19 protein-coding genes and 2 pseudogenes are annotated in these 24,053 nt (G+C 35.8%); 18 read left to right on the top strand and 3 right to left on the bottom strand.

Annotated features, from left to right (window positions below; all coding sequences use genetic code 11):
- Window positions 1-109 precede the first annotated feature (109 nt).
- The gene (locus CD003_RS08615) at window positions 110-1,645 is read left to right on the top strand and encodes a hypothetical protein (RefSeq protein WP_096200724.1); all 1,536 of its coding nucleotides are present in this window, start codon (window positions 110-112) and stop codon (window positions 1,643-1,645) included.
- A gap of 375 nt (window positions 1,646-2,020) precedes the next feature.
- Here the strand turns inward: CD003_RS08615 and CD003_RS08610 are convergent, their stop codons facing one another.
- Complete coding sequence (locus CD003_RS08610; protein WP_257008278.1) at window positions 2,021-3,409, bottom strand: alkaline phosphatase; 1,389 nt, start codon at window positions 3,407-3,409, stop codon at window positions 2,021-2,023.
- Window positions 3,410-3,536: 127 nt separating this feature from the next.
- Between CD003_RS08610 and CD003_RS08605 the strand changes: the two genes are divergently transcribed.
- Window positions 3,537-4,262, top strand: a complete 726-nt coding sequence (locus CD003_RS08605; protein WP_096202300.1) for an HAD family hydrolase — start codon at window positions 3,537-3,539, stop codon at window positions 4,260-4,262.
- A 211-nt stretch (window positions 4,263-4,473) separates the two neighbouring features.
- On the opposite strand, the gene CD003_RS08600 is transcribed toward CD003_RS08605, so the two are convergent.
- Window positions 4,474-4,653 (bottom strand): H-type small acid-soluble spore protein, encoded by a 180-nt coding sequence (locus CD003_RS08600; RefSeq protein ID WP_096200722.1) that lies wholly within the window; start codon window positions 4,651-4,653, stop codon window positions 4,474-4,476.
- A gap of 257 nt (window positions 4,654-4,910) precedes the next feature.
- Here CD003_RS08600 and CD003_RS08595 point away from each other — a divergent pair, with 257 nt between their 5' ends.
- The 4 genes from CD003_RS08595 to menC all read left to right on the top strand — a co-directional run bounded on the left by CD003_RS08595 (window position 4,911) and on the right by menC (window position 9,104).
- Window positions 4,911-5,759 carry a MurR/RpiR family transcriptional regulator gene (locus CD003_RS08595; RefSeq protein ID WP_096200721.1) on the top strand — a complete coding sequence of 283 codons (849 nt, stop codon included), beginning with the start codon at window positions 4,911-4,913 and terminating at the stop codon, window positions 5,757-5,759.
- A 225-nt stretch (window positions 5,760-5,984) separates the two neighbouring features.
- The gene (locus CD003_RS08590; RefSeq protein WP_096200720.1) at window positions 5,985-7,133 is read left to right on the top strand and encodes a M20 peptidase aminoacylase family protein; all 1,149 of its coding nucleotides are present in this window, start codon (window positions 5,985-5,987) and stop codon (window positions 7,131-7,133) included.
- A 1-nt stretch (window position 7,134) separates the two neighbouring features.
- Window positions 7,135-7,959, top strand: a complete 825-nt coding sequence (locus CD003_RS08585) for a GNAT family N-acetyltransferase (RefSeq protein ID WP_306453958.1) — start codon at window positions 7,135-7,137, stop codon at window positions 7,957-7,959.
- Between the two features lie 26 nt (window positions 7,960-7,985).
- Window positions 7,986-9,104 carry an o-succinylbenzoate synthase gene (gene menC, locus CD003_RS08580; protein ID WP_179295586.1) on the top strand — a complete coding sequence of 373 codons (1,119 nt, stop codon included), beginning with the start codon at window positions 7,986-7,988 and terminating at the stop codon, window positions 9,102-9,104.
- A gap of 122 nt (window positions 9,105-9,226) precedes the next feature.
- Here the strand turns inward: menC and CD003_RS08575 are convergent, their stop codons facing one another.
- The gene (locus CD003_RS08575; RefSeq protein ID WP_096200718.1) at window positions 9,227-9,724 is read right to left on the bottom strand and encodes a metallophosphoesterase family protein; all 498 of its coding nucleotides are present in this window, start codon (window positions 9,722-9,724) and stop codon (window positions 9,227-9,229) included.
- Between the two features lie 325 nt (window positions 9,725-10,049).
- On the opposite strand from CD003_RS08575, the gene htpG reads away from it, so the two are divergent.
- The 12 genes and pseudogenes from htpG (at window position 10,050) to CD003_RS08520 (ending at window position 23,887) form a co-directional block, all read left to right on the top strand.
- Window positions 10,050-11,927, top strand: a complete 1,878-nt coding sequence (htpG, locus tag CD003_RS08570; protein WP_096200717.1) for a molecular chaperone HtpG — start codon at window positions 10,050-10,052, stop codon at window positions 11,925-11,927.
- A gap of 594 nt (window positions 11,928-12,521) precedes the next feature.
- A pseudogene (locus CD003_RS22615) lies at window positions 12,522-13,550 on the top strand (cache domain-containing protein); the annotation flags it as partial.
- Window positions 13,542-14,495: a methyl-accepting chemotaxis protein gene (locus tag CD003_RS22610; RefSeq protein ID WP_373558561.1), complete on the top strand. Its 954-nt coding sequence runs from the start codon at window positions 13,542-13,544 to the stop codon at window positions 14,493-14,495. The pseudogene CD003_RS22615 and the gene CD003_RS22610, both read left to right, overlap by 9 nt.
- Window positions 14,496-14,696: 201 nt before the next feature.
- A complete protein-coding gene (locus CD003_RS08560) occupies window positions 14,697-15,434 on the top strand; it encodes a MerR family transcriptional regulator (RefSeq protein WP_096200715.1) in 738 nt (245 codons plus the stop codon).
- Between the two features lie 179 nt (window positions 15,435-15,613).
- Entirely contained in the window at window positions 15,614-16,054 is a 441-nt protein-coding gene (queD, locus tag CD003_RS08555) for a 6-carboxytetrahydropterin synthase QueD (protein WP_096200714.1), read from the top strand.
- A 460-nt stretch (window positions 16,055-16,514) separates the two neighbouring features.
- On the top strand, window positions 16,515-17,930 hold the full coding sequence (treP, locus tag CD003_RS08550; protein WP_096200713.1) for a PTS system trehalose-specific EIIBC component: 1,416 nt from the start codon (window positions 16,515-16,517) through the stop codon (window positions 17,928-17,930).
- A 172-nt stretch (window positions 17,931-18,102) separates the two neighbouring features.
- Window positions 18,103-19,779 (top strand): alpha,alpha-phosphotrehalase, encoded by a 1,677-nt coding sequence (gene treC, locus CD003_RS08545; protein WP_096202298.1) that lies wholly within the window; start codon window positions 18,103-18,105, stop codon window positions 19,777-19,779.
- A 121-nt stretch (window positions 19,780-19,900) separates the two neighbouring features.
- A pseudogene (locus CD003_RS22605) lies at window positions 19,901-20,013 on the top strand (trehalose operon repressor); the annotation flags it as partial.
- Window positions 20,014-20,212: 199 nt separating this feature from the next.
- Window positions 20,213-21,517, top strand: coding sequence for a branched-chain amino acid transport system II carrier protein (gene brnQ / locus CD003_RS08535; RefSeq protein WP_373558560.1), 1,305 nt, complete (start codon window positions 20,213-20,215; stop codon window positions 21,515-21,517).
- A gap of 166 nt (window positions 21,518-21,683) precedes the next feature.
- Window positions 21,684-22,163, top strand: coding sequence for a glutathione peroxidase (locus CD003_RS08530; protein WP_096200711.1), 480 nt, complete (start codon window positions 21,684-21,686; stop codon window positions 22,161-22,163).
- 3 nt (window positions 22,164-22,166) lie between these two features.
- A complete protein-coding gene (locus CD003_RS08525) occupies window positions 22,167-22,610 on the top strand; it encodes a MarR family winged helix-turn-helix transcriptional regulator (RefSeq protein ID WP_096200710.1) in 444 nt (147 codons plus the stop codon).
- A gap of 128 nt (window positions 22,611-22,738) precedes the next feature.
- Entirely contained in the window at window positions 22,739-23,887 is a 1,149-nt protein-coding gene (locus tag CD003_RS08520; protein WP_096200709.1) for a LysM peptidoglycan-binding domain-containing protein, read from the top strand.
- The last annotated feature ends 166 nt before the right edge of the window (window positions 23,888-24,053 follow it).

Genomic DNA, 24,053 nt, shown 5'->3' with positions numbered 1-24,053 from the left:
ATGGAACATCTGACTGTAACCCAAAATTAAATTGTTTCTGTATCATATTTAAGGTAAGATAACTTCTTATCTATACAGCTAGTAATTTTAGAAATTGAGGAGTTTATACATGGAGAATATTGAACAACTAACGAGTTTACATCTACTTAATCAGTTTTGGATTATTTTATTCTTTCTAGTTCCAATGGTTCTTATATCTAGAACAGTTGTTGCAGGAACGAGATATTCACCTATATTGATTATTGTTATTTTTGGACTAACAATGGGGTATTTACTCGAACTAAGTGGCGTGTCTACACCAGGACTTGAAAATTTCCCGTTCATTGATTTAATGGCAAAAACGACAATTATCGCTCTTACCGTTTCTTTCTTTGTTGGAGGACAAGAACTACGAAAAATTCTAGGAAAAAAGCCGTTAGAAGCTGATGATATGGTTGTGACTTCAGAAGAAGAGTTTCTTCTTGGAACAGGTCGTACCCAATTCTTTTTCATCGTACGAGCATTTTTTTTACTTCTTGGTATTGAAGGGGTAAGCCGTGTTTTACTTGGAACGAACACAGGGGATATTTTTGCTTCTTATTATCCTGTTGTTGCTTATATTGGACTAGTTGGCTCGATCATCTTGATTGATAATAAAGCACAAATTTCAAATAAACATCTATACCTTAGAAAAGGTGTTATTGAGATAGTAGCTATAATCGGAATTTTGTTAGGTTCCTTTTATGTAGCTCAGGTGGTTGCTCCAATTATTGCGTTACCACAAATTTTCTTTGCAATGATGATTGCAGCAGGGTTAGGAGCTGTTTTTTATAAGTGGTCGTTTGGTCCGACATTACGGTCATTATTGTTTGCGGGGATACCAATAGTTCTTGCAGCAAACTTCTTAATTGGTGGTTCGCGGATTGGAGATGCTTTTGCCATTCAAGGAATCAATGCAGTCTTAGTATATGCATTTTTCGGTCAACTCTTATGGATGTTCGGTGGAATCGCACTTCTTATGTATTTTGCACGAACAGCCAATGCACGAAATCTAGCACCGGGTATGGCAGGAGCGTTATCACACTCGGGTTTAACGGGTGCTTGTACCGCTGGAGACTTTGGTAAAGTTGCCGCAACACGCGCGCCAATTATGATAAATATTCCATTCTTTGGACATGTGTTTGTGTTTTCTATATTAGCAATAAGTGCTGAACGGGGGAGCCTATGGATTGGACCGTCACTGATTCTTGTTGCAATAGGGATTTTCTTAACTGTCTTATCGTTGAAAAACCTTCGAAAGGCGAATGGGGAGGACCGAAATGAAGTAACTGCCCTTATGCAATTTTCATTCGGTTGGCAAATATGTGCGGTCTTTGGAGGGCTTGCCTTCTTAACATTAAGTCCACTTACGATGGAGTATTCGGCTATGGCGCAAGCTTCTGCGATTTCGCATTTTGGATTGTTTGCTGCCACTCAAGAAGGAATGTTTGGAATGGATGCAGCACTATTAATTCCATTCATTTTCTCCATGCCGTTCCTCGTCCATCCGCTCGTGTTCTTTATGTTCGGTAGGGCAATGGAGAACAACGGTGAAATGCCAGTGAAACCAGTGTACGTATTAGCTTTATTAGGATTTGTCGGAATTGTATTTTCATTGTTTTTTTGAACTACTCACCGCTTAAATTCTAACGAAATTTGAAGCGGGAGATTCCTGTGAACACCAGTGTTACCACTAGTTATTGAGATAAAGGTAATCGAGTGAATAGCGCCTTGCTCATTTAGAGAGCAAGGCGCTGTTTTTATTATTATTTATTTAAGTAGGGTCTGTTCAACCGCCGACAATCAATACATCACAATTACTATCTTCATTTATTGAAGGAGAGCTCGGTGCATCAGGGAAGGTGCTAGACCAATAATATGTACCTGATTTTAAATTCATACAATTCACCTCACACAAGTTATTCTTCGCTAGTATGACTAAATCATCAAGTCTCATCCGAAAAGGGAAGCAACGAATATGAAAAATATAATACGATAATTCCTATTCTAAAATTGCTAGCTCCCTTACCAACTTTGGTATATCTGTATTATCTAGTACTCCTTGAAAGCGTTCAGCACCTATCCCATAACTGAAAATAGGGACCATATTAGCTGAATGTCCATTAGTAGCGCTTTCTTTTCGATATTGACTATCAAGCACTCCTCCTCGGTAGTGATTGGCAATAATACTACCTAGCTCCCAGGCGACTAATCGTTCGGGAACGATTTCACCTTTTAAACTCCTTAGTTGAGCAATTGCTCTTTTTAGCTCATTCATTTGTGCATCTGTTATTTCTATATTTGCGTATTCAAGAAATACATCTCGGATACTTTCTTTCGTATACGTATTTGTTTGTTTATCAACTTCGAATTGATTAGCCATGTAGTCTGTTGAAACAGCAATATTTCTTAATCCCTCAAGATCCATCATTTCTGTAGCTGAAGTACCCATCGTTTCATGGTCAGCTAAAACAACAACCAATGTATCGCCATCTTCCTTTGCCCAATTAACAGCAAATTCGACTGTCTTGTCGAATTCGATAGTTTCTTTCCAAATACTTGTAAAATCAGCGGAGTGAGCGGCATGGTCAATTCTTGCTCCTTCAATCATTAAAAAGAAGCCATCTTTGTCTTGAGCTCCTGTTTCAATCGCTGCTTTGCTCATCTCTAAGAGAGTGGGTTCAATACTATTTTTTATCTTTTTATCAGCGATAAAGTTCATATGACTCGAAGTAAATAAACCGATTAATTTTGAAAGATGATTCGGTGAATAATGATTCAATTCATCCTTAGTACGTACTACTTCATAGCCATCTTGAGCAAATTCTTTTAATAAGTCAGTTCCGTTTTGAGCATTTGGTTCAAAAAACTTTGCCCCGCCACCGAGGATAATATCTATACGACTATCAAAAATCTGACGAGCAATTTTAGCATCATGTGATCGGTGAGTTGTATTTGCGACAAAAGCAGCTGGTGTAGCGTCAGTCACTGAATTAGTACTAACTATACCAACAGTTTTGCCTTGTTTCTTAAACTCAGCTAATATACTTGTTAGCTTATTTCCATTTGGATTTATACCAACCATTCCATTATTCGTTTTCTGACCAGTTGCAATTGCAGTACCTGCTGCAGCTGAATCAGTAACCATATTGTCGTTTGAATGAGTTTTACTTAAAGCAGAGTAGGGGAGGGTCTCCATAAATAACGTACCTTCTTTTCCATGCTCAAGTAGTCTTGCGATTTCAATCTGTCCAAACCCCATACCATCACCGATCATGAGAATAACATTTTTCGGTTGTTCTTCAGTAGCTTTTGCAACACGTAAGAGAGAATGATCTGTAAATCCAATTAGAAACAGTACACAAGTTATCAATACTATTCTTCGTAACAAAATAACAACATCCTTATTCATAATATTTACTTTTTATCCTCTTCTACTATGCAATTATTATTCCTACAGAGCGACATATGATATAGTTTGAGGAAGTATATAATTTAAAATGAAAGGATTTTCTACAATGATTAAAGCGATTTTATTTGATTTAGATGGGACATTGCTCCCTATGGATACGAATGCATTCGTCAAACATTACATAAAAGAACTAGCACCAAGAGTTGCACATATCATGGATCCAGAAGAGTTTGTGAAAGCTTTATTGGCAGGGACTGATGCCATGATGAAGAACATGGAAGGGTCTTTAACGAATGAAAAGGTATTCGAACAAAAATTCTTATCTCTTGCAAACGTTAAAAAAGAAGAGATTTGGCCAACATTGGACCACTTTTATGACAATGTTTTCCCGACGTTTTCTACGTTATGTCAGCCAACACCGATTGCAAGAAAAGTAGTGGAGGAAGCCGTGAAGCAAGGTTACCGTGTCGCTATCGCAACGAATCCAGTGTTTCCAAAGTCAGCAATTACACACAGATTAAAATGGGCTGGAATTGATGATTTACCATTTGAAGTAGTAACGGTATATGAGGAGAGCTCCTATACTAAACCTCATGTAGAGTATTATCAAGAGATTTGTGAACGTCTCGGCGTACAACCTAACGAGTGTATGATGGTCGGTAATCATATTCAAGAAGACATGATTGCTTCTAGTATTGGGATGAAAACCTACTTAGTTGAAGGATATGTGATTGACAAGGGCGAGCCTAGCTATGCAATTGATGATAGGGGAACACTTGAAGACCTCTATGGAATATTAACAAAACAAGAAGGTTTGTTTGAAATGAAATAGGAAAAAAAGGTTATCACTGATGGTGATAGCCTTTTTATTGTATGAAAGAGTGACCTGTACAGTAGAAACTGAAGACTTGTCTATGTATTTCCTAGATTAAAGGCAAGCAGATTAAATAAAACTCCATGTGGTGATTGGCTAAACCGTTAAAAATTTAAAAAGTATCGCAAGAGGTCTATTTTATTACCTTATTGCGATACCCATCCTATAATTATTGCTCAAGTAGATTCGTAACTAAAACACTTTGTTTATTATTTGGATTGTTAAGGGCATGAATTGTTGCTTTTCCATTACTTTGGTCCACATGTTCTATGTAAACAGGTTCACCATTAAACATCACATTCGCCATCGTTGTAGAAGCAGAGATTTCTTGCGCTCGTTGTGCGTCCATTCTTCACACCTCCTTCATAACATAATCAATGCTACTACTATTTGTTTCAAGAAGCTTAGTTATTCATCTAAAATTTTTATAGTTAACTTTAAGCTGTAAGTACTTAGTACGAACATTTAATCCTTTAATATCATTTCATTCTAAAAAATTACATCCAATAATTGTGAAATTTCTAATTAAATGTTACAATCATCAGCAAAGTCTAGACTTCACTATTTGTTAATGTTGAAGTGGTAACTTCATAGGGAGATGGACAAATGAATAATTACAAGCATAAAATAGAAAGTGAATATATAACCCTATCAAAAGGGATGAAGAAAGTAGCTTCCTATTTACTTGCAAATCCCGAAACATTTGCAATGCAATCTGCAGCTCAAGTTGGAAAAGAAGTAGAGGTTAGTGAAACGACAGTCATCCGTTTTTGTTATGCATTAGATTATAGTGGTTACAGTGAGCTTCAGAAGGAAGTGAGAACACACCTTCTGAACACAAAAAGTAGCCTACATAGTTTTCAAGTAGATAAAGAAGATATTGGAGATGAGCCTCAATTTTATTTACAAGCAATGAAGAAAGACCAAGGAAAGATCCAACGAATGATTGACCAAATAAATGACGAGGATATTCATCGTGTTGTAAAGAAGATTATCGAATCAGAGCAAATCCTAGTTTCAGGACTTAGGACATCATATGCGCTGGCACAGTGGTTTTCATTTACATTAAATGTGGTACGTGGAAACACCAAGTTATTTCACCCTGGAACTGATGACCTGATTCAACTTTTATCAAATATGAATGAAAAGAGTACATTCATAGCATTTTCCTTCCATCGCTATGCAAAGGAGACAATTAAGCTTGCTGAAGTTGTGAAGCGACAAGGGGGAAGTGTAATAGCGATTACAGACTCTATTGTTGCACCAATTACAGAGCATGCAGATTACCATATTCCGATACAACTTCAAGGACAATCAACACTTGACCATGGACCGGCAGTCTTTTCATTAATGAATGCAATTATAGCCGGTGTTACTGTACATGATAGAGAACGATTTGAACAGCGTAAGCAAAAGTATGAAGCATTGCAACTAGATGATTTTTTCTCTAGTTAGAGGAGAAAATAGACCAGGTTTACAATGAGGGCACTGAAAAAGTCCATGATAGACGATTCGAGAAGTGGTAATGGCTTCGCACGTTGCGCACGTGCTATGAAAAACCACTCATAGCGGGCTTTTGAAAAGAGGCAACGGCTTCGAGTATTACTTCTATTTCAGGTCACTAAATAAATGAAAATCACACTTTTTCAGTGCTCTCTTTACTATTAGGAGGTATTTTCAATGGAATTAATGATAAACGAAATAAAAACGAAGGTTACAGAAATATTTAGCCATTTACATCAAAATCCAGAGATTAGCTGGAAGGAATTTGAAACGACAAAATACTTAGAAACTTTATTAAAAGAACACGGATATAAAACGACAACATTTAAAGATTGCACAGGGGTCGTCGGAGAAATTGGTAGTGGAAAGCCAGTTGTCGCAGTCCGTGCTGATATGGATGCATTATGGCAAGAGGTTGATGGACAATTTTGCGGTAACCACTCTTGCGGACATGACGCACATATGACAATGGCGTTGGGTGTACTTTTAACTTTAGAAAAAATGAATTTTACTCCTAAAAAAGGAACGTTAAAGTTACTTTTCCAACCAGCAGAAGAAATGGGGGAAGGCGCTTTAAAGATGATTGAAAAGAAGGTATTAGATGATGTGGATTACCTTTATGGTGTTCATCTAAGACCGATTCAAGAGGTTGAGAATGGAAAGGCAAGTCCAGCGATTATTCACGGAGCGGCTTTATTTATGAAGCTAAATATTATCGGTACTGACACACACGGAGCAAGACCTCACCTTGGTACGAATGCGATTGAAGTTGGTATGGATATTTTATCTCAAATTAAAGGAATTCATTTGAATCCAATGGTTCCATATACAATTAAACCTACACAATTTACCGCTGGAGGAGAAAATGCAAATACGATTCCTGGCTCAGCTCAATTCAGCTTAGATTTACGTGCGCAAACGAATCACACTATGAATGAGCTTGTTGAAAAAGCAGAGAGAATAGTAAAATCTTTAGCAGAATTTCATGATGTTGACATACAAATATCATATGAAGGTCGTGTAGTTGCTGCCGAGGTCTCAGAAGAAGCACAAGCTATTATGGCTGAATCAATTGCCCAATCAATAGGTGAAGAAAATCTTGTCTCTCCAGTTATTACATCGGGTGGAGAAGACTTCCACTTTTATACGATTGAACGTCCTCATCTCAAAGCAACGATGCTTGGGTTAGGGTGTGATTTAAAACCGGGCTTACATCATCCGCATATGTCATTTGATAGAGATGCGATGCTTAAAGGGATAGAAATATTAACAAGGACAGTCCAACTAACTTTTAAAAAGCTAGAAGGAGAGGGTAACGTTGACTAAAGTGATTACATTTAAAAATATCACGACGATTCCTGAATTAGAACAAGTCCAACGCTTAGAGGAAGAAGTGTGGGAAATGGCTCCAGTCCCTATTCACCAAACGCTAACAGCGATTAAAAATGGGGGAATTATGATAGGAGCTTATGTTAACGATTACTTAATTGGATTTAATTATTCGTTTCCTGGTTTTGAGAATGGAAAAACGTATCTCTGCTCACATATGATGGGAATTCAACCACAATACCAGGGGCGTGGCATTGGTCGACAATTGAAGCTGAAACAACGGAATATCGCATTGAAGCAAGGATATTCAAAAATTACTTGGACTTATGATCCATTAGAAAGTGTTAATGGCTACTTAAATCTTACGAAGCTTCGTGGAATAGGAGCTGTTTATATTGAGAATTGTTACGGAGAGTTAAATGACTCACTAAACAAAGGTCTACCAACAGATCGTTTTAAAGTAGAGTGGTTCATCGGTTCTGGACATGTTGAAATGGAACAGCCATGGTTAGATGAGTTTACTTACAGCAATGACCATTCATTATTCGATAATGAAATAACAAGCGAAGGACTACCTAAATTACGTGAAAAAGAAGTTGTCCAACTAGAAGAAAACGACCATTGGTGGGTTCCGTTACCAGAAAAATTTCAACATATAAAAAAAGCAGATCCATCATTGGCATTGGATTGGCGATTGAAAACGAGAAAGGCTTTTCAAGCATTATTAAGAGCTGGATTTGTAGCGTCAAAAATAGTCAAACAACGTAACTCTGATGTACATTTTTATTTATTTGTCCGTAAAGAACAATTACTTTTAGGATGAAAAGGAGGAGGAAGCCGATGAAGGACATAATCATAAACTTAGAATCTATCACATTACATAGAGTTCAAATGGAGCTAAATTCCCCATTCACAACGAGCTTTGGCACATTTCATGACAAAGATTTTATTGTCGTTGAAGCAAAGGATGCGGATGGTACGGTAGGCTGGGGAGAATCTGCTGCTTTTTCTTCTCCTTGGTATAGTGAGGAAACAGTTGAAACGAATCAGCATGTTCTCGAAGATTTTCTTATTCCAGCCTTGCTCGAAAAAACAATACATCACCCAAAAGAGGTGGCAGAACGATTTGCTCCTATTCGAAGAAATACAATGGCAAAGGCAAGTATAGAGGGTGCCATCTGGGACTTATATGCAAAGAAATGCAAGTTGCCTTTATATCAACTTATTGGTGGGGATAGAAAGGTTATTGATGTTGGAGTTAGTTTAGGCATACAGCCTTCAATAGATGATTTACTTACGAAAGTAAACCGTAATGTAGAAGATGGTTATAAAAGAATAAAAATTAAAATTAAGCCAGGCTGGGATATTGATGTCATAAGAGAAGTACGCCAAAAGTTTCCTGATATATTACTAATGGCTGATGCGAACTCTGCCTATACTTTAAAAGATATTGATCACCTTAAAAAATTAGATCAATTTAATCTTATGATGATTGAGCAACCACTTGCACATGATGACATAATTGACCATGCAACACTACAAAAAGAAATAAAAACTCCGATTTGCTTGGATGAGAGCATACATTCACTTGAAGATACTAGAAAAGCAATTGAATTAGGAAGTTGCAAAATTATAAACATTAAAATTGGACGTGTAGGTGGCTTAACCGAGGCTATTAAAATTCACGATTATTGTGCACAGCATAATATTCCAGTTTGGTGTGGTGGGATGCTAGAGGCCGGGATTGGTCGAGCACATAATATTGCAATTACAACACTAGCTCAGTTTGTGATGCCTGGTGATACGGCGGCATCTTCTCACTACTGGAGAAAAGATATAATAGAACCTGAAGTACTTGTAGAAAATGGAACAATTATTGTACCGGAATCACCAGGAATCGGTTATGAAGTAGACCGTGCTCAACTTAGAGACTATACAGTTTCGACGAAAACATATCGCTCAAATTAAAAAAAGAGAAGAAAGGGAGGTTTGGGCAAAAGGTCAAAACGAAAGGCCGCTGAAAAAGTGAAAATCACACTTTTTCAGCAGCCTCCAAAACGGACCTTTTGTCTCAACATCTTCTTTCATATTCAATGTTTCTCATCATAGAATACATGCTGTGCAGAAATTTCTTCATTTAATGTTAATACCCCATAGGAATACTGTGCTTGTCTTCGTTTATCTGTCGCACTTCCTGGATTAAAGAGTAAGATTCCTTCATGCATTTTATTAACGGGTATGTGCGAATGACCAAATATAATACAGTCTACGTTCTGCTCTTTAAATGTAGCTAGCGCACGTTTCTCAGTTGTTAGCCCTTTCCCATGTCCGTGTACGACTCCAATTCTAAAGTTGTTAACTTCTAGCACTAACGACTCAGGTAATATTCTTTGTAATTCTTCATTATCGACATTGCCGATAACACCTTTTAATTCCCCATAAGTAGCTAACTCATGATAAATATCTACCGTTTGCCAATCACCAGCATGGATTATCAATTCTGCATCCTTTAAATCAGCTATCAATTTTGAAGGTAGCCCCTTAGCTCGTTTTGGAATATGTGTGTCTGAAATGACAACAAGCTTCATTAAATCACCTCATTTAATGACTACTGAAAAACAGAGAAATAATAAACCAAACGTAAAAGTTATTTGTTGCCTACAATCAAGCCATTTTATACTAACTTATAATAATTCTATCACCGGCAAACTAAAAAGTTCAATTACTGCACTTGTCTTTAGAAATATTTTCCGGGCAAGCGCATATTAAGACAAAAAAACTACTTTTTCTCGATCGGTAAATTACCTACAATTCTTGACACTTTCTGTTGGATATGTAAAATAAGGAGATGAATTAGCACTCTCGTATGTAGAGTGCTAATATAGAAAGTGACATTTGAAAGGAGAACTGAATATGACAACGAAACAATTTAAAGCAGAATCAAAACGATTGTTAGAAATGATGATTAACTCTATCTATTCTCAGAAAGAAATATTTTTAAGAGAATTAATTTCTAACTCAAGTGATGCAATTGATAAAATGTATTATAAGGCATTGACAGACGATACTATAAGTTTTGACCAAGGGGATTATTACATAAAAGTAACAGCTGATAAAGAAAATAGGTTATTAGTGATTACAGATACTGGTATTGGTATGACTAAAGAGGAATTAGAAAATAATCTTGGAACTATCGCGAAAAGTGGTTCATTAGCTTTTAAAAATGAAAATGAAAGTAAAGATGGTCATGATATCATCGGACAATTTGGAGTAGGGTTCTACTCATCATTTATGGTTGCTGATGAGGTTACAGTTATCAGTAAAGCACGTGGTAGTGAAGAAGCATACAAATGGGAATCAAAGGGGACAGAAGGATATATAATTGTTCCAACTGAAAAAGAATCTGTCGGTACAGAAATTACTTTGAAAATCAAAGAAAACACGGAAGATGACCAATACGATGAGTATTTAGAAGAATACCGTCTTAAATCTATTATAAAGAAATACTCAGACTTTATTCGTTACCCTATTAAAATGGACGTAACTGTGTCCAAGCCTAAAGAAGATAACGAAGAGGAATTTGTTGAATATCAAGAAGAAGAAACGATTAACAGCATGGTTCCTATTTGGAGAAAGAATAAGAATGAGTTGACTACAGAAGATTACGAAAACTTCTATTCTGAGAAGCATTATGGATTTGACAAGCCACTGAAGCATATCCATATTAGTGTAGACGGAGCTGTTAGATACAATTCGATTTTATTTATTCCAGAAAAAATGCCTTATGATTACTACACAAAGGAATTTGAAAAAGGCTTAGAGCTATATTCTAGCGGTGTGTTAATCATGGAGAAATGTTCTGATTTACTTCCTGATTACTTTAGCTTTGTTAAAGGGATGGTTGATTCAGAGGATTTATCATTAAACATTTCACGTGAAATTCTTCAACATGACCGCCAATTAAAGCTAATTGCAAAAAACATCAGAAAGAAAATCAGCAGTCAGCTTCAAAGCTTATTAAAGGATGAAAGAGAAAAGTACGAAGAATTCTATAATTCATTTGGTCGCCAGTTAAAGTATGGCGTATACAGTGACTTTGGAGCAAATAAAGAGGAATTACAAGACCTACTAATGTTCTATTCTTCAAAAGAGAAGAAGATGGTGACTCTAGATGAATACGTATCTAGAATGGCAGACGACCAGAAATTCATCTATTATGCTTCTGGTGAATCATATGACAGAATCGAAAAAATGCCACAAACTGAGCTAGTTGCAGATAAAGGCTATGAGATTCTTTACTTTACAGATGAAGTGGATGAGTTCGCAATTCGCATGCTTATGGCATATAAAGAAAAAGAATTCAAATCAGTATCAAGTGGAGATTTAGGGATTGAAGACGAAGGAAAAGAGTCAGCAGAGGCAGAGCAAAGTGACAACAAAGAGCTTTTTGATTCACTGAAGGAAATTCTTTCAGGAAAAGTAACAGATGTAAAGGTATCAAAAAGATTAAAAAATCACCCGGTTTGCTTATCAACTGTTGGTGAAGTTAGTATTGAAATGGAGAAGATTCTTAAGGCGATGCCTGATAATCAAAATGTACAGGCTGATAAAGTATTAGAAATTAATACAAGTCATGAAATCTTCAGCTCTTTAAAGTCTGCTTTTGAAAGTGATAAAGAAAAATTAAACCTTTACACTAACCTACTATACAATCAAGCGCTTCTAATTGAAGGATTACCGCTTGAAGACCCAGTAGAATTTACTAATAATATGTGTAAAGTTATGAAATAGGAAATACTCAGAGCGAATACTACCTTCGAAAGCGAGGTGGTATTCGTTTTTTTTGAGGTTTAGGAAATTAAAAAATACTTAAGCTGTGGATAAGTGAAAGCTTATTCAAAGAAGGGCAATGGCTCCGCGCACTACGCGTATAGCGCCAAGAAACCCACTTGTCACTATACTTTAAAACAGGTAGTGGCTCTGCACATTGCATCAAAACATTGCATCAAACAAATACCGCTTTTGCGGTTTTGTTCTATGAAGAATTGTAAAAATAGAAATAGTTGATATAGAATAATTATGATAATATGTTAAATATATACAATATACTAGGTAGTAAGCTATATCATTTGTTTAAATTTCTTTTAAAAATAATAGTAGAGGTGAAATAATTAGCATATAAACTGTAACTTATATTTTTTTATGGATGCAATTCAGTATATTCTTTATATTATATTGCCTTTATTTGATAGTTTGGTATGATAGTAGGTAAATAGATTTATTTTTCTGACAATAGCAGTGTTTTATAGTACGTCCGATGACAAAGAGGGACTATAGCACCTTTAAGCTAAATGTCATTAAAAACACTTGAAAGGGGATGGTGATGTGAAGAGTTTGCGCACGAAATTATTATTAGTTGTTTTGCCTGTTTTAGTTATAGCACTCGTACTAGTTGCGATTATTAACCATAACAAAGCCAAAGAATTCCTGGAGCTTGAGTTTGCGGAAAAAACGGAAATCAGTTTAGAAAGTGCACGAAATGATATTAATAATTTTTTCTCACAAAAAGTAAGTGAAGTAGAGTTAATAGCAAATACTGAATTGGTTCAAACAATGAACCCAACAACAGTAGTACCTTACATAGCAAGAGAAATAGGACGGTTAAATGGTTTTGATTCGCTTGGAATCGTTAGTTTAGATGGGGTTGCATATGTAGATTCCGGGGGAGAAGTAGACGTTAAAGATCGTCAGTATTATATAGATACAGTTGCAAGAGAGGAAACAGTCCTATCAGAACCACTTATTTCACGAGCAACTGAGGAAATGATTATAGTAGTAAGTACTCCGATATACTCTAATGGAATTTTTTCTGGAGTCTTCATTGCCACTGTGCCAATTGCAGATATTCAAACATTAGTTGGAGAATTTACTATTGGGCAAGACGGGTTCGCCTTTTTGGTTGATGAGAGAGGTACAGTTATTGCTCATCCAGATGAAAGCGTTATCATGGATGTTAATTTATTAGAGAGTGAGAATAGTGAACTAAGGGGAATTGTTTCTAATGTGTTAGATAATGAAACAGGTACGGCTGTTTATAAGGATAATCAGGTAGAAAGCTATGCTTTTTATACGATGATTCCATTAACTAAATGGGGATTCGTCATTTCTGCACCAGTTAAAGAAATTACAGGTAATCTTTCATATTTAGCGATGCTATCTTTTGTCACGGCTGCAGTAGTTCTTTTATTTAGTATTATCATAGTATTTATTTTTGCAAGAAGTCTAGTAAGTCCAATCCAAAAGCTTAGTGATTTAACATCTCAAGTGGCATTAGGGGATTTAACCGTATCATCATCAAGTCAATCTAAGGATGAGGTTGGGATACTAAGTAATAACTTTGATAAAATGGTAAAGAAGATACAAGAATTACTTTATAAAATAGACAATGTTAGTTCTACTGTCAAAGATTCATCAGATACCCTTATACGTTCTAGCTCTGAAACGAAGGAGGCATCCCAGCAAGTAGCTGTTACGATATCAGAATTAGCTCAAGGTACAACAGATATTGCTGATTCAGTAACAAACACAACTAGTCGAATGAATACAATGATTGATACAGTAAAGAAAATATCAAATTACACTAATGAAGTTATCGACACATCTACAAATAGTAAAAGCTCAGCTGAAAAAGGACTACAATCCGCTCAGTATGCATTAGAGAAGATGAATGATGTGGATATGACAGTAAAAGAAACATCAGTTACAATTGGTCGATTGGATAACCAATCAAAAGAAATAGGACATATCATTGGGATGATTACAAGTATTGCAGAACAAACAAACCTTCTTGCATTAAACGCTTCAATTGAAGCAGCTAGAGCAGGGGAGCACGGAAAGGGATTTGCAGTTGTAGCAGATGAGGTCCGAAAATTAGCTAGTGAGACAAGTGAGTCAGCTGATAAGATTTCTAGGCTCATCAAGGATACCCAGACAGAAAGTCAACGTGCTGTAAACTCAATCCAAAAAGGAGAAGGTGTTGTAAAGGAAGGGACTGAGACTGTACAAAAAGCAAGTCAAGCCTTTACAGAAATTGCAGCTTATGTGGATGAGGTATTAGAAAGGAACAAATCAATCTTCGAGTCTGTACAGGATTTAGAAAGAATCGGCGAAGAAATCGGTAGGAATATGGAAAGTATTTCAGCTGTCACACAGCAAGCTTCAGCAGGTGCAGAAGAAGTAAGTGCAACTACAGACCAGCAAGCATCATCCGCTAACCAAATTGCGAATGACGCTCAAAACCTAGCAAAGCTAGCTGTAGAATTAAGAGAAGTAATGACGATGTTTAAAACGGGAAAATAGAATATGACGTAATATATGAAGAACCCTTAACGGAAAAAGACTAAGCTCCGTTAAGGGTTTTAAATAGTAGAACTGCATTAATTAGGAACATTTGCAGAATGGTCGCTTCTTTTTAGAACATTTGTCGTTAAGAAGGAAAAATGACCTACCCTTCTCTAATTGTGTATATAGAACAAATAATAGAAAAGGTTGGTGTTGGAGATGTCAGATGTAAAAAGGTATACAACGAAAGAAGTGGCTAAGAAATTAAGGCTTCAAGTAGGTAAGTTAAAAGAGTGGGAAGACAACTTTAATACGATCTTATATATTCAACGTAGTAAGACGGGTGCGAGAATGTATACGGAGTATGAGATTGACATGCTAAGTAAGATTAAAATCTTAAAGGACAAGAATGTAAAGGATGAGGATATTAGATATATTTTAGAAGGAAATAGTATAGATGAAATTCAAGAAGAATTTGTAAGTGTTGATACTTCTAGTGTACAAGAAGAAGCAAATGAAAATTATAGTAATATGATTGCTCTACATGAAGAAACGGTTGGACATGTAGAAAGTTTAAAAGATTCTTTTTCATTATTAAAGGACGAATTTCTTAATGAAGTGAAAGAAGAACTAAAGAGTGAAATAAAGAAAGAAATTCAAATTGGTCAGAAGCAAAGTAAAACGGTTCTTGAAAATTACTCGCAATGTATTGTAGAAACAACGAACAATACGTATGAAGAAATTAATAAACTAAGAACGAATATAGAGAAGGATGAAGAAGAGAAATTGTATATTCAACATAAGCTAGAAGAGAGAGAAGAACTCTTTCAGCAATTTGTAACTGATTACAGAGAAGTTGCTGCTTCTAAGGTAGAAGAAAATACTAAGAGGAACTGGCTACAATGGGTATCATTTTTCTCGAAAAACAAAAAAGAAAACTCAATTGATTTTTCTTAAAACAATAGTTTTAGTTAAAGCCTGATATGAGACTAACTTGTATCAGGCTTTAACTATGTATTTTAACTAGTAGGACTAAACGTTTTGAACAAGTTTAAAATAAAGGATATACTTGTTATCGTATAATAAAAAGTATATTGTAGAAGTGTGTTATATGATTAAGGAGATGAATAACAACGATGTTGCAACAATTTTATCCGCAAGTACCTCACCCATATAGATTTGAGCTTAATAAAGATTTTCATTTTGCAGCAGCTCACTTTATTCCACATGATGCAGCTGGTAAATGCAAAAATGTCCATGGCCACACGTATTTCGTTAATATAACTGTTGCCGGGAATGTACTGAATGATAGTGGATTTCTAGTAAATTTTCAAATATTAAAGGAATTGGTTCATAAGCGTTATGACCACAGTTTATTGAATGACCACAATGAAGACTATAATGATAGAGACCCAGATTATTTTCCGACAACAGAGGTTGTAGCAAGAACGATCTGGGAAAATATTCAGAAGTACTTAGACAACACAGATAATAAACCGAAGTGTATACAAGTAATCGTGAGAGAAACACCTACTAGCTATGTGATTTATCGCCCTCAGGATATACTGTCAAAATAATTGTGATAAAGATAGAGGACATTGATTACGTTATATTTCGATTTTGGTGGTAGATTATTATTAAGCGGACTTAGGTTCCGTTATCACTAAATAGTTCGGTATTATTATTAAAATTGACTATATATAAAGGAACTCTTGTCCGGAAAACTTAGGAATCAAAAGATTCTGATGAATAGCGAATTACATGTCCATATTATAAGGGGAAAGCTCAGATATTTTCTGAGCTTTTTTGTTTTGTATTTCACTAGTACTTAATAAGAGTGGTGGTATTTCTTGCACATTTCATCACTAATTTACCTATTTTCTGAGCATATTAACAATGAAATATTAATTAACTAACTTGTATATACAAGATGAAATTATCTCAAACATGTATATACAAGTTTGCGAAGGGGCGTTTAATATACATAGCTAAGTTAAATACTTACTAAAAAATCGCTATCATCAGGAGGGTACAGAAATGGCAGACGTGAATAGACAAGTTGTAGAACAAATCGTAGAAGCGATTGGTGGGAAAGATAATATTTCTACAGCTACACACTGTGTCACACGTTTACGATTCGTGTTACATGATGAATCTAAAGTAAACAAGGAAGCACTAGAAAATCTTGACATTGTAAGGGGTACCTTTAGTACGAATGGTCAATATCAGGTCATTATTGGGCAAGGTCTTGTAGATAAGGTATACAAGGAAATGGTCAATATAACAGGTATTGGTGAAGCAACGAAAGAAGAAACAAAAGATGCAGCCGCAAAGAAAATGAATCCTTTACAGCGTGCAATTAAAACGCTTGCTGATATTTTCATTCCTATTTTACCAGCGATTGTTACTGCTGGTTTACTAATGGGTATCAATAATATCTTAACAGGGCCTGGAATCTTTTATGATGAACAATCAATCGTTGATGTCCATCAGCAGTGGGCTGACTTTGCTAGTATTATCAACTTAATTGCCAATACCGCATTTGTATTTTTACCTGGTTTGATTGGTTGGTCAGCTGTTAAAAAATTCGGTGGAAATCCATTGCTCGGGATTGTATTAGGTCTTATGTTAGTTCATCCAGATTTATTAAATGCTTGGGCTTATGGTGCTGCGAAAGAAGCGGGAGAAGTGCCTTATTGGAACTTATTTGGTTTAGATATTGCCATGATCGGTTATCAAGGACAAGTTTTACCGATTTTATTTGCAGCGTATATCTTAGCAAAATTAGAGATTTTCTTACGTAAGCGGATACCTGATGCATTTCAATTATTGCTCGTTGCCCCTATTGCTTTATTAGTTACTGGTTTCTTATCATTTATCGTGATTGGACCTGTTACATTTGCAATTGGTAATGGTATAACAGCTTTATTTGTTGGTATTTTTGATAATTTTGCAGCATTAGGCGGTTTATTATATGGAGCAATTTATGCGCCCTTAGTTATTACAGGGATGCATCATACATTCCTAGCAGTCGATATTCAGTTAATTGGAACAACCGGAGCAACATTTTTATGGCCAATCTTAGCATTATCAAATATAGCACAAGGTTCTGCTGCCCTTGCGATGATGTTCGCTACGAAGGATGAGAAATTGAAAGGGTTGTCTTTCACTTCATCCGTGTCAGCTTATCTAGGGATTACTGAACCAGCAATGTTCGGGGTCAATTTGAGATTTAAATACCCGTTTATATGTGCAATTATTGGTTCAGCAATTGCCGCTGTTGTGATTACAGTAAATAAAGTATTAGCAATGTCTATTGGTGTAGGTGGACTACCAGGTATATTCTCAATAGTACCTGACAAATGGCTACCGTTCTTTTTCGGTATGTTAATTGCAATTATAGTCCCATTTGTACTGACATATACAGTTGCAAAAATTAAAAAGCAAGCATAGTGAACATGAAAAGGGTTGTCCAAATGTTGTTATTTACTTTTGAGACAATCTTCTTTTGAAGTCTTACTATTAGTAGGTTGCTCGTAGAACCATGAGGAGCGAAACTAGTACTGAGACAAACTCTTTTCTAAAAATTTAGACTTAAAATTCCGGAGTGATATACGTGAATAAAATGGAATGGTGGAGAAATGCAGTAGTCTATCAAATCTACCCAAAAAGCTTTAATGATACGACAGGGAATGGTGTAGGAGATCTACAAGGAATTATTCAGAAGCTAGATTATTTACATGAGCTTGGAATTGATGTTATTTGGTTAACTCCGATTTATCGCTCACCACAAAAAGATAATGGCTATGATATTAGTGATTACTTTTCTATACATGATGAATATGGAACGATGGAAGATTTTGATCGCCTACTAGAAGAAGCACATAAACGTAACATTAAAGTCATTATGGATATCGTTGTGAATCATACATCTACAGAACATGAGTGGTTCATTAAGTCTAAGGAATCGAAAAACAACCCATATCGTGACTTTTACATCTGGAAGGACCCAGTAGATGGTAAGGAGCCTTCTAACTGGATTTCTAAATTTGGTGGTTCAGCTTGGAAGTATGATGAGAAAACAGAGCAATATTATCTTCATTTATTTGATGTAACACAAGCAGATTTAAATTGGGAAAACGATGAGGTTAGACAAAAGGTATATGATATGATGCACTTTTGGTTCAATAAAGGTGTTAACGGATTCCGCCTTGATGTAATCAACCTTATCTCAAAAGACCAGCAGTTTCCTAATGATGATGGCTCAGTAGCCCCTGGTGATGGACGAAAATTTTACACAGATGGTCCTAGAGTTCATGAATTTATGAAGGAATTGAATCAAGAAGTGTTCTCAAAGTATGATGTAATGACAGTAGGAGAAATGTCTTCTACAACGATCGATCATTGTATCCAGTATACAAACCCAGAAAACAATGAACTAAGTATGACTTTCAACTTTCATCATTTAAAGGTTGACTATCCTAATGGTGAAAAATGGGCAATCGGTGAGGTTGATTTCCAATCATTAAAGGACATCCTATCAACATGGCAAGTAGAAATGCATAAAGGTGGCGGATGGAACGCACTATTCTGGTGTAACCATGACCAACCAAGAGTTGTTACTCGTTATGGAAACGACCAAACTTTCCACAAAGAATCTGCGAAAATGTTAGCAACAACGATTCATATGATGCAAGGAACTCCTTATATTTATCAAGGGGAAGAGTTTGGAATGACTGACCCTAAGTTCGATCACATCTCTGAATATCGTGATGTTGAAACATTAAATTACTATAACATCATGAAAGAAAAAGATATTCCAGAAGAAGAAATTATGGAGATTATCAAACGTAAATCCCGTGACAATTCTAGAACACCAGTACAATGGGACAATTCACCACAAGCGGGTTTTACAACAGGAACACCGTGGATTAATGTTGCTAGTAACTACCCGGAAGTTAATGCGGAGGCTGCATTAAATGACCAAGATTCAATCTTTTATCATTACAAAAAGTTAAATCAGCTTCGTAAGGATTTACCATTAGTCACTCATGGTGATTATAAGCTCTTACTAAAAGAACACGACCAAATTTTTGCTTATACTAGAACATATGAAGAAGAGCTTCTTCTAGTTGTTAATAATTTCTTTGGAATTGGGACGATGTTTGAATTACCAGTTGACTTAGTATCAATTATTAAGAGTGGATCAATCTTATTATCAAACTACACCGACTCTAGCCAGATGGCAAAGGAAATAAAGTTACGTCCCTATGAGTCAATTGTTTATCACATAAAGAAGTAATGATACACTTGTACTTGGTATTAAAAAGTTCGATTTCCCAGTATCAGGATTAGTTAGCTTTAAAGAATTGGCAAGTAAACTTGAACAAAGAGCCACAACAAATGTACATGTTCTGCAAGAGATCGAACTAGGACTAGTATTAGCTTCGCTAAAAAGGAAATTACAGTAGAGGGTCCAACAGTGGAAGACATTGAATTACTTGACTTAGAAGGCTATTTAAATATAGTTGTACTAATAGGAATCTTCATCAGGCCACTGAAAACCACACTTTTCAGTGGCCTCTCTCTTTAAAGGGATGTTCTTTATACTTATTAGATGAACGACAAAAGACAGAATTACCAAAATATATAGACTTTTTATATCTTGATATAATTTTTTAAAAATTATGATAGTATAAAAAAGCTATAGAATTAGAAGGTAATAATGGAGGATTATCATGAGAGAGATGTCAACAAAGGAAAACATAGCCATTGGTTTAATGATGTTTGCACTGTTTCTTGGGGCAGGAAATTTAATTTTTCCCCCAGCGATGGGGCAAGCTGCAGGTGTGAATGTGTGGATGGCAACGGTTGGATTTTTAACTACTGGTGTAGGGTTACCCGTTCTTGCAGTCATAGCCATTGCTAGAACAGGGGGAGATCTACAAACACTAGCATCTAAGGTCAATCCATTGTTTGCTGTTGCTTTTACATTAACAGTTTACTTAGCAATAGGCCCGTTTTTTGGAATTCCTAGGACGAGTACAGTAGCATACGAAATAGGAGTTGTACCTTTTTTGTCTGAGGGATTGCTTGATTCTGGTTTAACTTTATTTATTTACACGGTTATATTTTTTGGAATTACATACATGTTAGCTCTAAATCCAGCCAAGCTAGTTGGACGGATTGGTAAGGTACTTACCCCGATTTTATTAATTTTAATTGCGATTTTTGCTGTAAAAGGATTTTTAACACCGATGGGTGAAATCCCTCATGCACTTGATGCGTATCAGTCTGCACCGCTATTTAAAGGGTTTCTTGAAGGGTATTTAACGATGGATACGATTGCTGCCTTAGTATTTGGAATCGTTGTTATTTCTAGAATAACTGAACAAGGCATCACGGAAAAGAAAGCGATTGCAGTAGCGACTATAAAAGCTGGTTTGATAGCGGGATTAGGTTTGTCTATTGTTTACCTTGTCCTTGCTTACCTAGGGGCAAGTAGTGTAGCAAGTATAGGATACTTAGATAACGGTGGAGCTATTCTATCTGGAGTTGCATCTGCTTTATTTGGTTCAACTGGTGCGATTATTTTAGGGTTAGTTATTACATTTGCTTGTTTGACAACATCGATTGGCTTAGTTTCAGCTTGTGGAGAGTATTTTGTTAAACTTATGCCAAGTTTGTCCTATCGAGTTGTAATCGCGATTTTATGCTTATTCAGTTTAACGATGGCAAATATGGGTCTTTCCCAATTAATTGCTTTTTCTTTACCAATTCTCATTGCTATTTATCCAATAGCAATGGTGCTAATACTTCTTTCCTTTATTGATAAAATAATTCATTCAAACGTTTATATCGGAGCTATTATTGGAGCAGCAATTGTCAGTATAGTTGATGGATTAGCAATAGCTAGTATTGAAATTACATTTTTACATGATTTATATGGATATATCCCTCTGTACAGTGAGGGTGTAGGCTGGCTAGTACCAGCAGTTATCGGCGGTATTATTGGCTATTTCATTGGTGAAAAAAAATAATATGTTATATGAAATCCCTTTCACAAATTTTGAGTGGAGGGATTTTTTTAAAATATAAGGTATTCTACTTGTAAATAAATTAGATGCAATATATACTTTCACTATAATTAAATTGCGCACAATTAAATTAACCACAATCAGTTATTTTATCCAGGGAGGTATTCGTATGTCAGTACATCAATTTACAGTAGAAAAGATTAATGGTGAAGAAGTGTCTTTATCAAACTATGAAGGTAAGGTAATGTTAATTGTTAATACAGCAACCAAGTGTGGATTGGCTCCTCAATTTAAAGAACTACAGAAACTCTATGAGGAATATGGAGAAATTGGCTTTGTTGTACTAGGTTTCCCTAGCAATCAGTTTCTGAATCAAGAACCTGGGACAGATGAAGAGGTTTCACAAGTTTGTGAGCTGAACTTTGGTGTTACATTTCCGCTTTTTAAAAAGAGTGAAGTAAAGGGACCTAATGCTCATCCTCTTTTTAAGCATCTAACAAAAGAAAAAAAGGGACTATTTTCATCAGAAATCAAATGGAATTTCACTAAATTTTTAGTCGATAAAAAGGGAAACGTTATAAAGCGATATGCACCTGCAACGAAACCAGGTAAAATTGAATCGGATATAAAAGGTTTACTGGAGGCGTAACCATTGAACTCTGAAGAAATATTAAAGCTAGAGAATCAATTATGTTTTACTATCTATGCTTGCTCAAGAGAAATAACGAAATTATATAAGCCATTACTTGAACCGTTAGGACTAACTTACCCTCAATATTTAGCTATGCTTGTATTATGGGAACACTCTGAAATTTCTGTAAAAGAAATGGGTGTACTGCTTTATTTAGACTCAGGAACGCTAACTCCAATGTTAAAGCGGATGGAGGAGAATGAACTGATTGTACGCAAGCGTTTATCTTCAGACGAACGCGTTGTTATAGTGTCTCTTACAAGTAAAGGTGAGAAGTTAAGAGAGTCTGCATGCAATATTCCAGAACTCTTAATGAAAAAAGCAACTACTGATGGGACAGACGTTCATACGCTACAGAGTCGACTGCAAGAAATGCTTATACAGGTGCAACAAATTACTAAATAATCGCTTTAAGTGCACAGTGGAAATTTTCCACTGTGCTTTTTGTCGTGCTCTTATATCATCCGATACACAAATTTTTATCAAAATTAAGAAGTTTGGAAACAATAGGGCAGGAAGGGGTGGATATAAAGATGAATTTTACTCACTATAAACTAGAGAAATTACATGATGGATATGAAATCATTTTATTTTTAGATACCCATTCGGTTGAATTTGCTACAGAATTTGAGGAAATAAAAGAAGATGCACAATCTATTGAGACAAAAGCCAAGAATTATATTGATGAGAAATTTCCAAACTTTAAATTGCTTGGTGCAAAGGTTATGGCAGGTACAGTGTTAGTCACTTCATTAGCTTTTGTAAATACAGAATCTAAAACACATGCCGCTGAACCACGTACAAAACAACAAGCAGTACAAAATACGTACATAGTTTCTTCAGGTGATACATTATGGATTTTAGCCAATCGATTTGGTACATCAGTAGAGCATTTAAGAAGTATTAACAATTTAACTGGTGATACATTATATGTAGGTCAGTCGTTGAGAATTCAAGGCGATACTCAAAGAACTACAAGTTCTTACAGAGTCCGGCAAGGTGATACTCTTTTCCTAATAGCGAATCGACATGGAACAACGGTAGCAAATATTAAAAGAATGAACAATCTCACTTCAGATATGATACATGTTGGACAGGTACTGCAATTGTCTCCTCAACAACGCACTGGGACTACTCACAGTCAAACATCACATTACCGAGTCGTTGCAGGAGACACCTTATCACAAATTGCCAATAAATATGGTACAACTGTCAATGCTCTTATGAGCGCTAATAATCTCTCTTCTTCAAACATATTAATTGGACAAACTTTATTAATTCCAGGTACAGCACAACGTACAGCAACAGGAATAAGCGAAGAAGAAGTTGAATGGCTAGCAAAAATGATTCACGCAGAAGCTAGAGGAGAGTCCCTTAGAGGACAAATTGCAGTAGGAGCAGTAATCCTAAATCGAATGAACCATCGTGACTTTCCTAATACGATAAGAGGGGTTATATTCGAAAAAAGCCACGATCATTATCAATTTAGTCCAGCAGGTAGTGGCATCATTCACTCATCAGTTCCTGATAGAAATAACAGAGAGGCAGCTAGACGAGCCTTAAACGGAGAAGACCCTACTAATGGTTCTCTTTACTTCTACAATCCAGCCAAAACAAACGACCAATGGGTAAGAAGTCGAACGGTCTCAGTTGTTATTGAAAACCATGTGTTTGCGCATTAATGATGAGCATATAATTCCAGTGGCAAGTTTCTCTTGTCACTGGATTTTTTAATGGCTTAGAAAATTTAAAAATACTTAAGCTGTCGATAAGTGAAAGCTTAAACAAAAGAACGCTTTTCGGTTTTTGTTCTACTAAAAAAAGAAGCAGGCAATCGCCTGCTTCAAA

It is taken from the genome of Bacillus sp. FJAT-45350 (assembly GCF_002335805.1).
In the GTDB taxonomy this organism is placed as follows: domain Bacteria; phylum Bacillota; class Bacilli; order Bacillales; family NISU01; genus FJAT-45350.
Note: the sequence above shows the minus strand (reverse complement) of the source record. Positions and strands in the feature narration are given on the sequence as shown.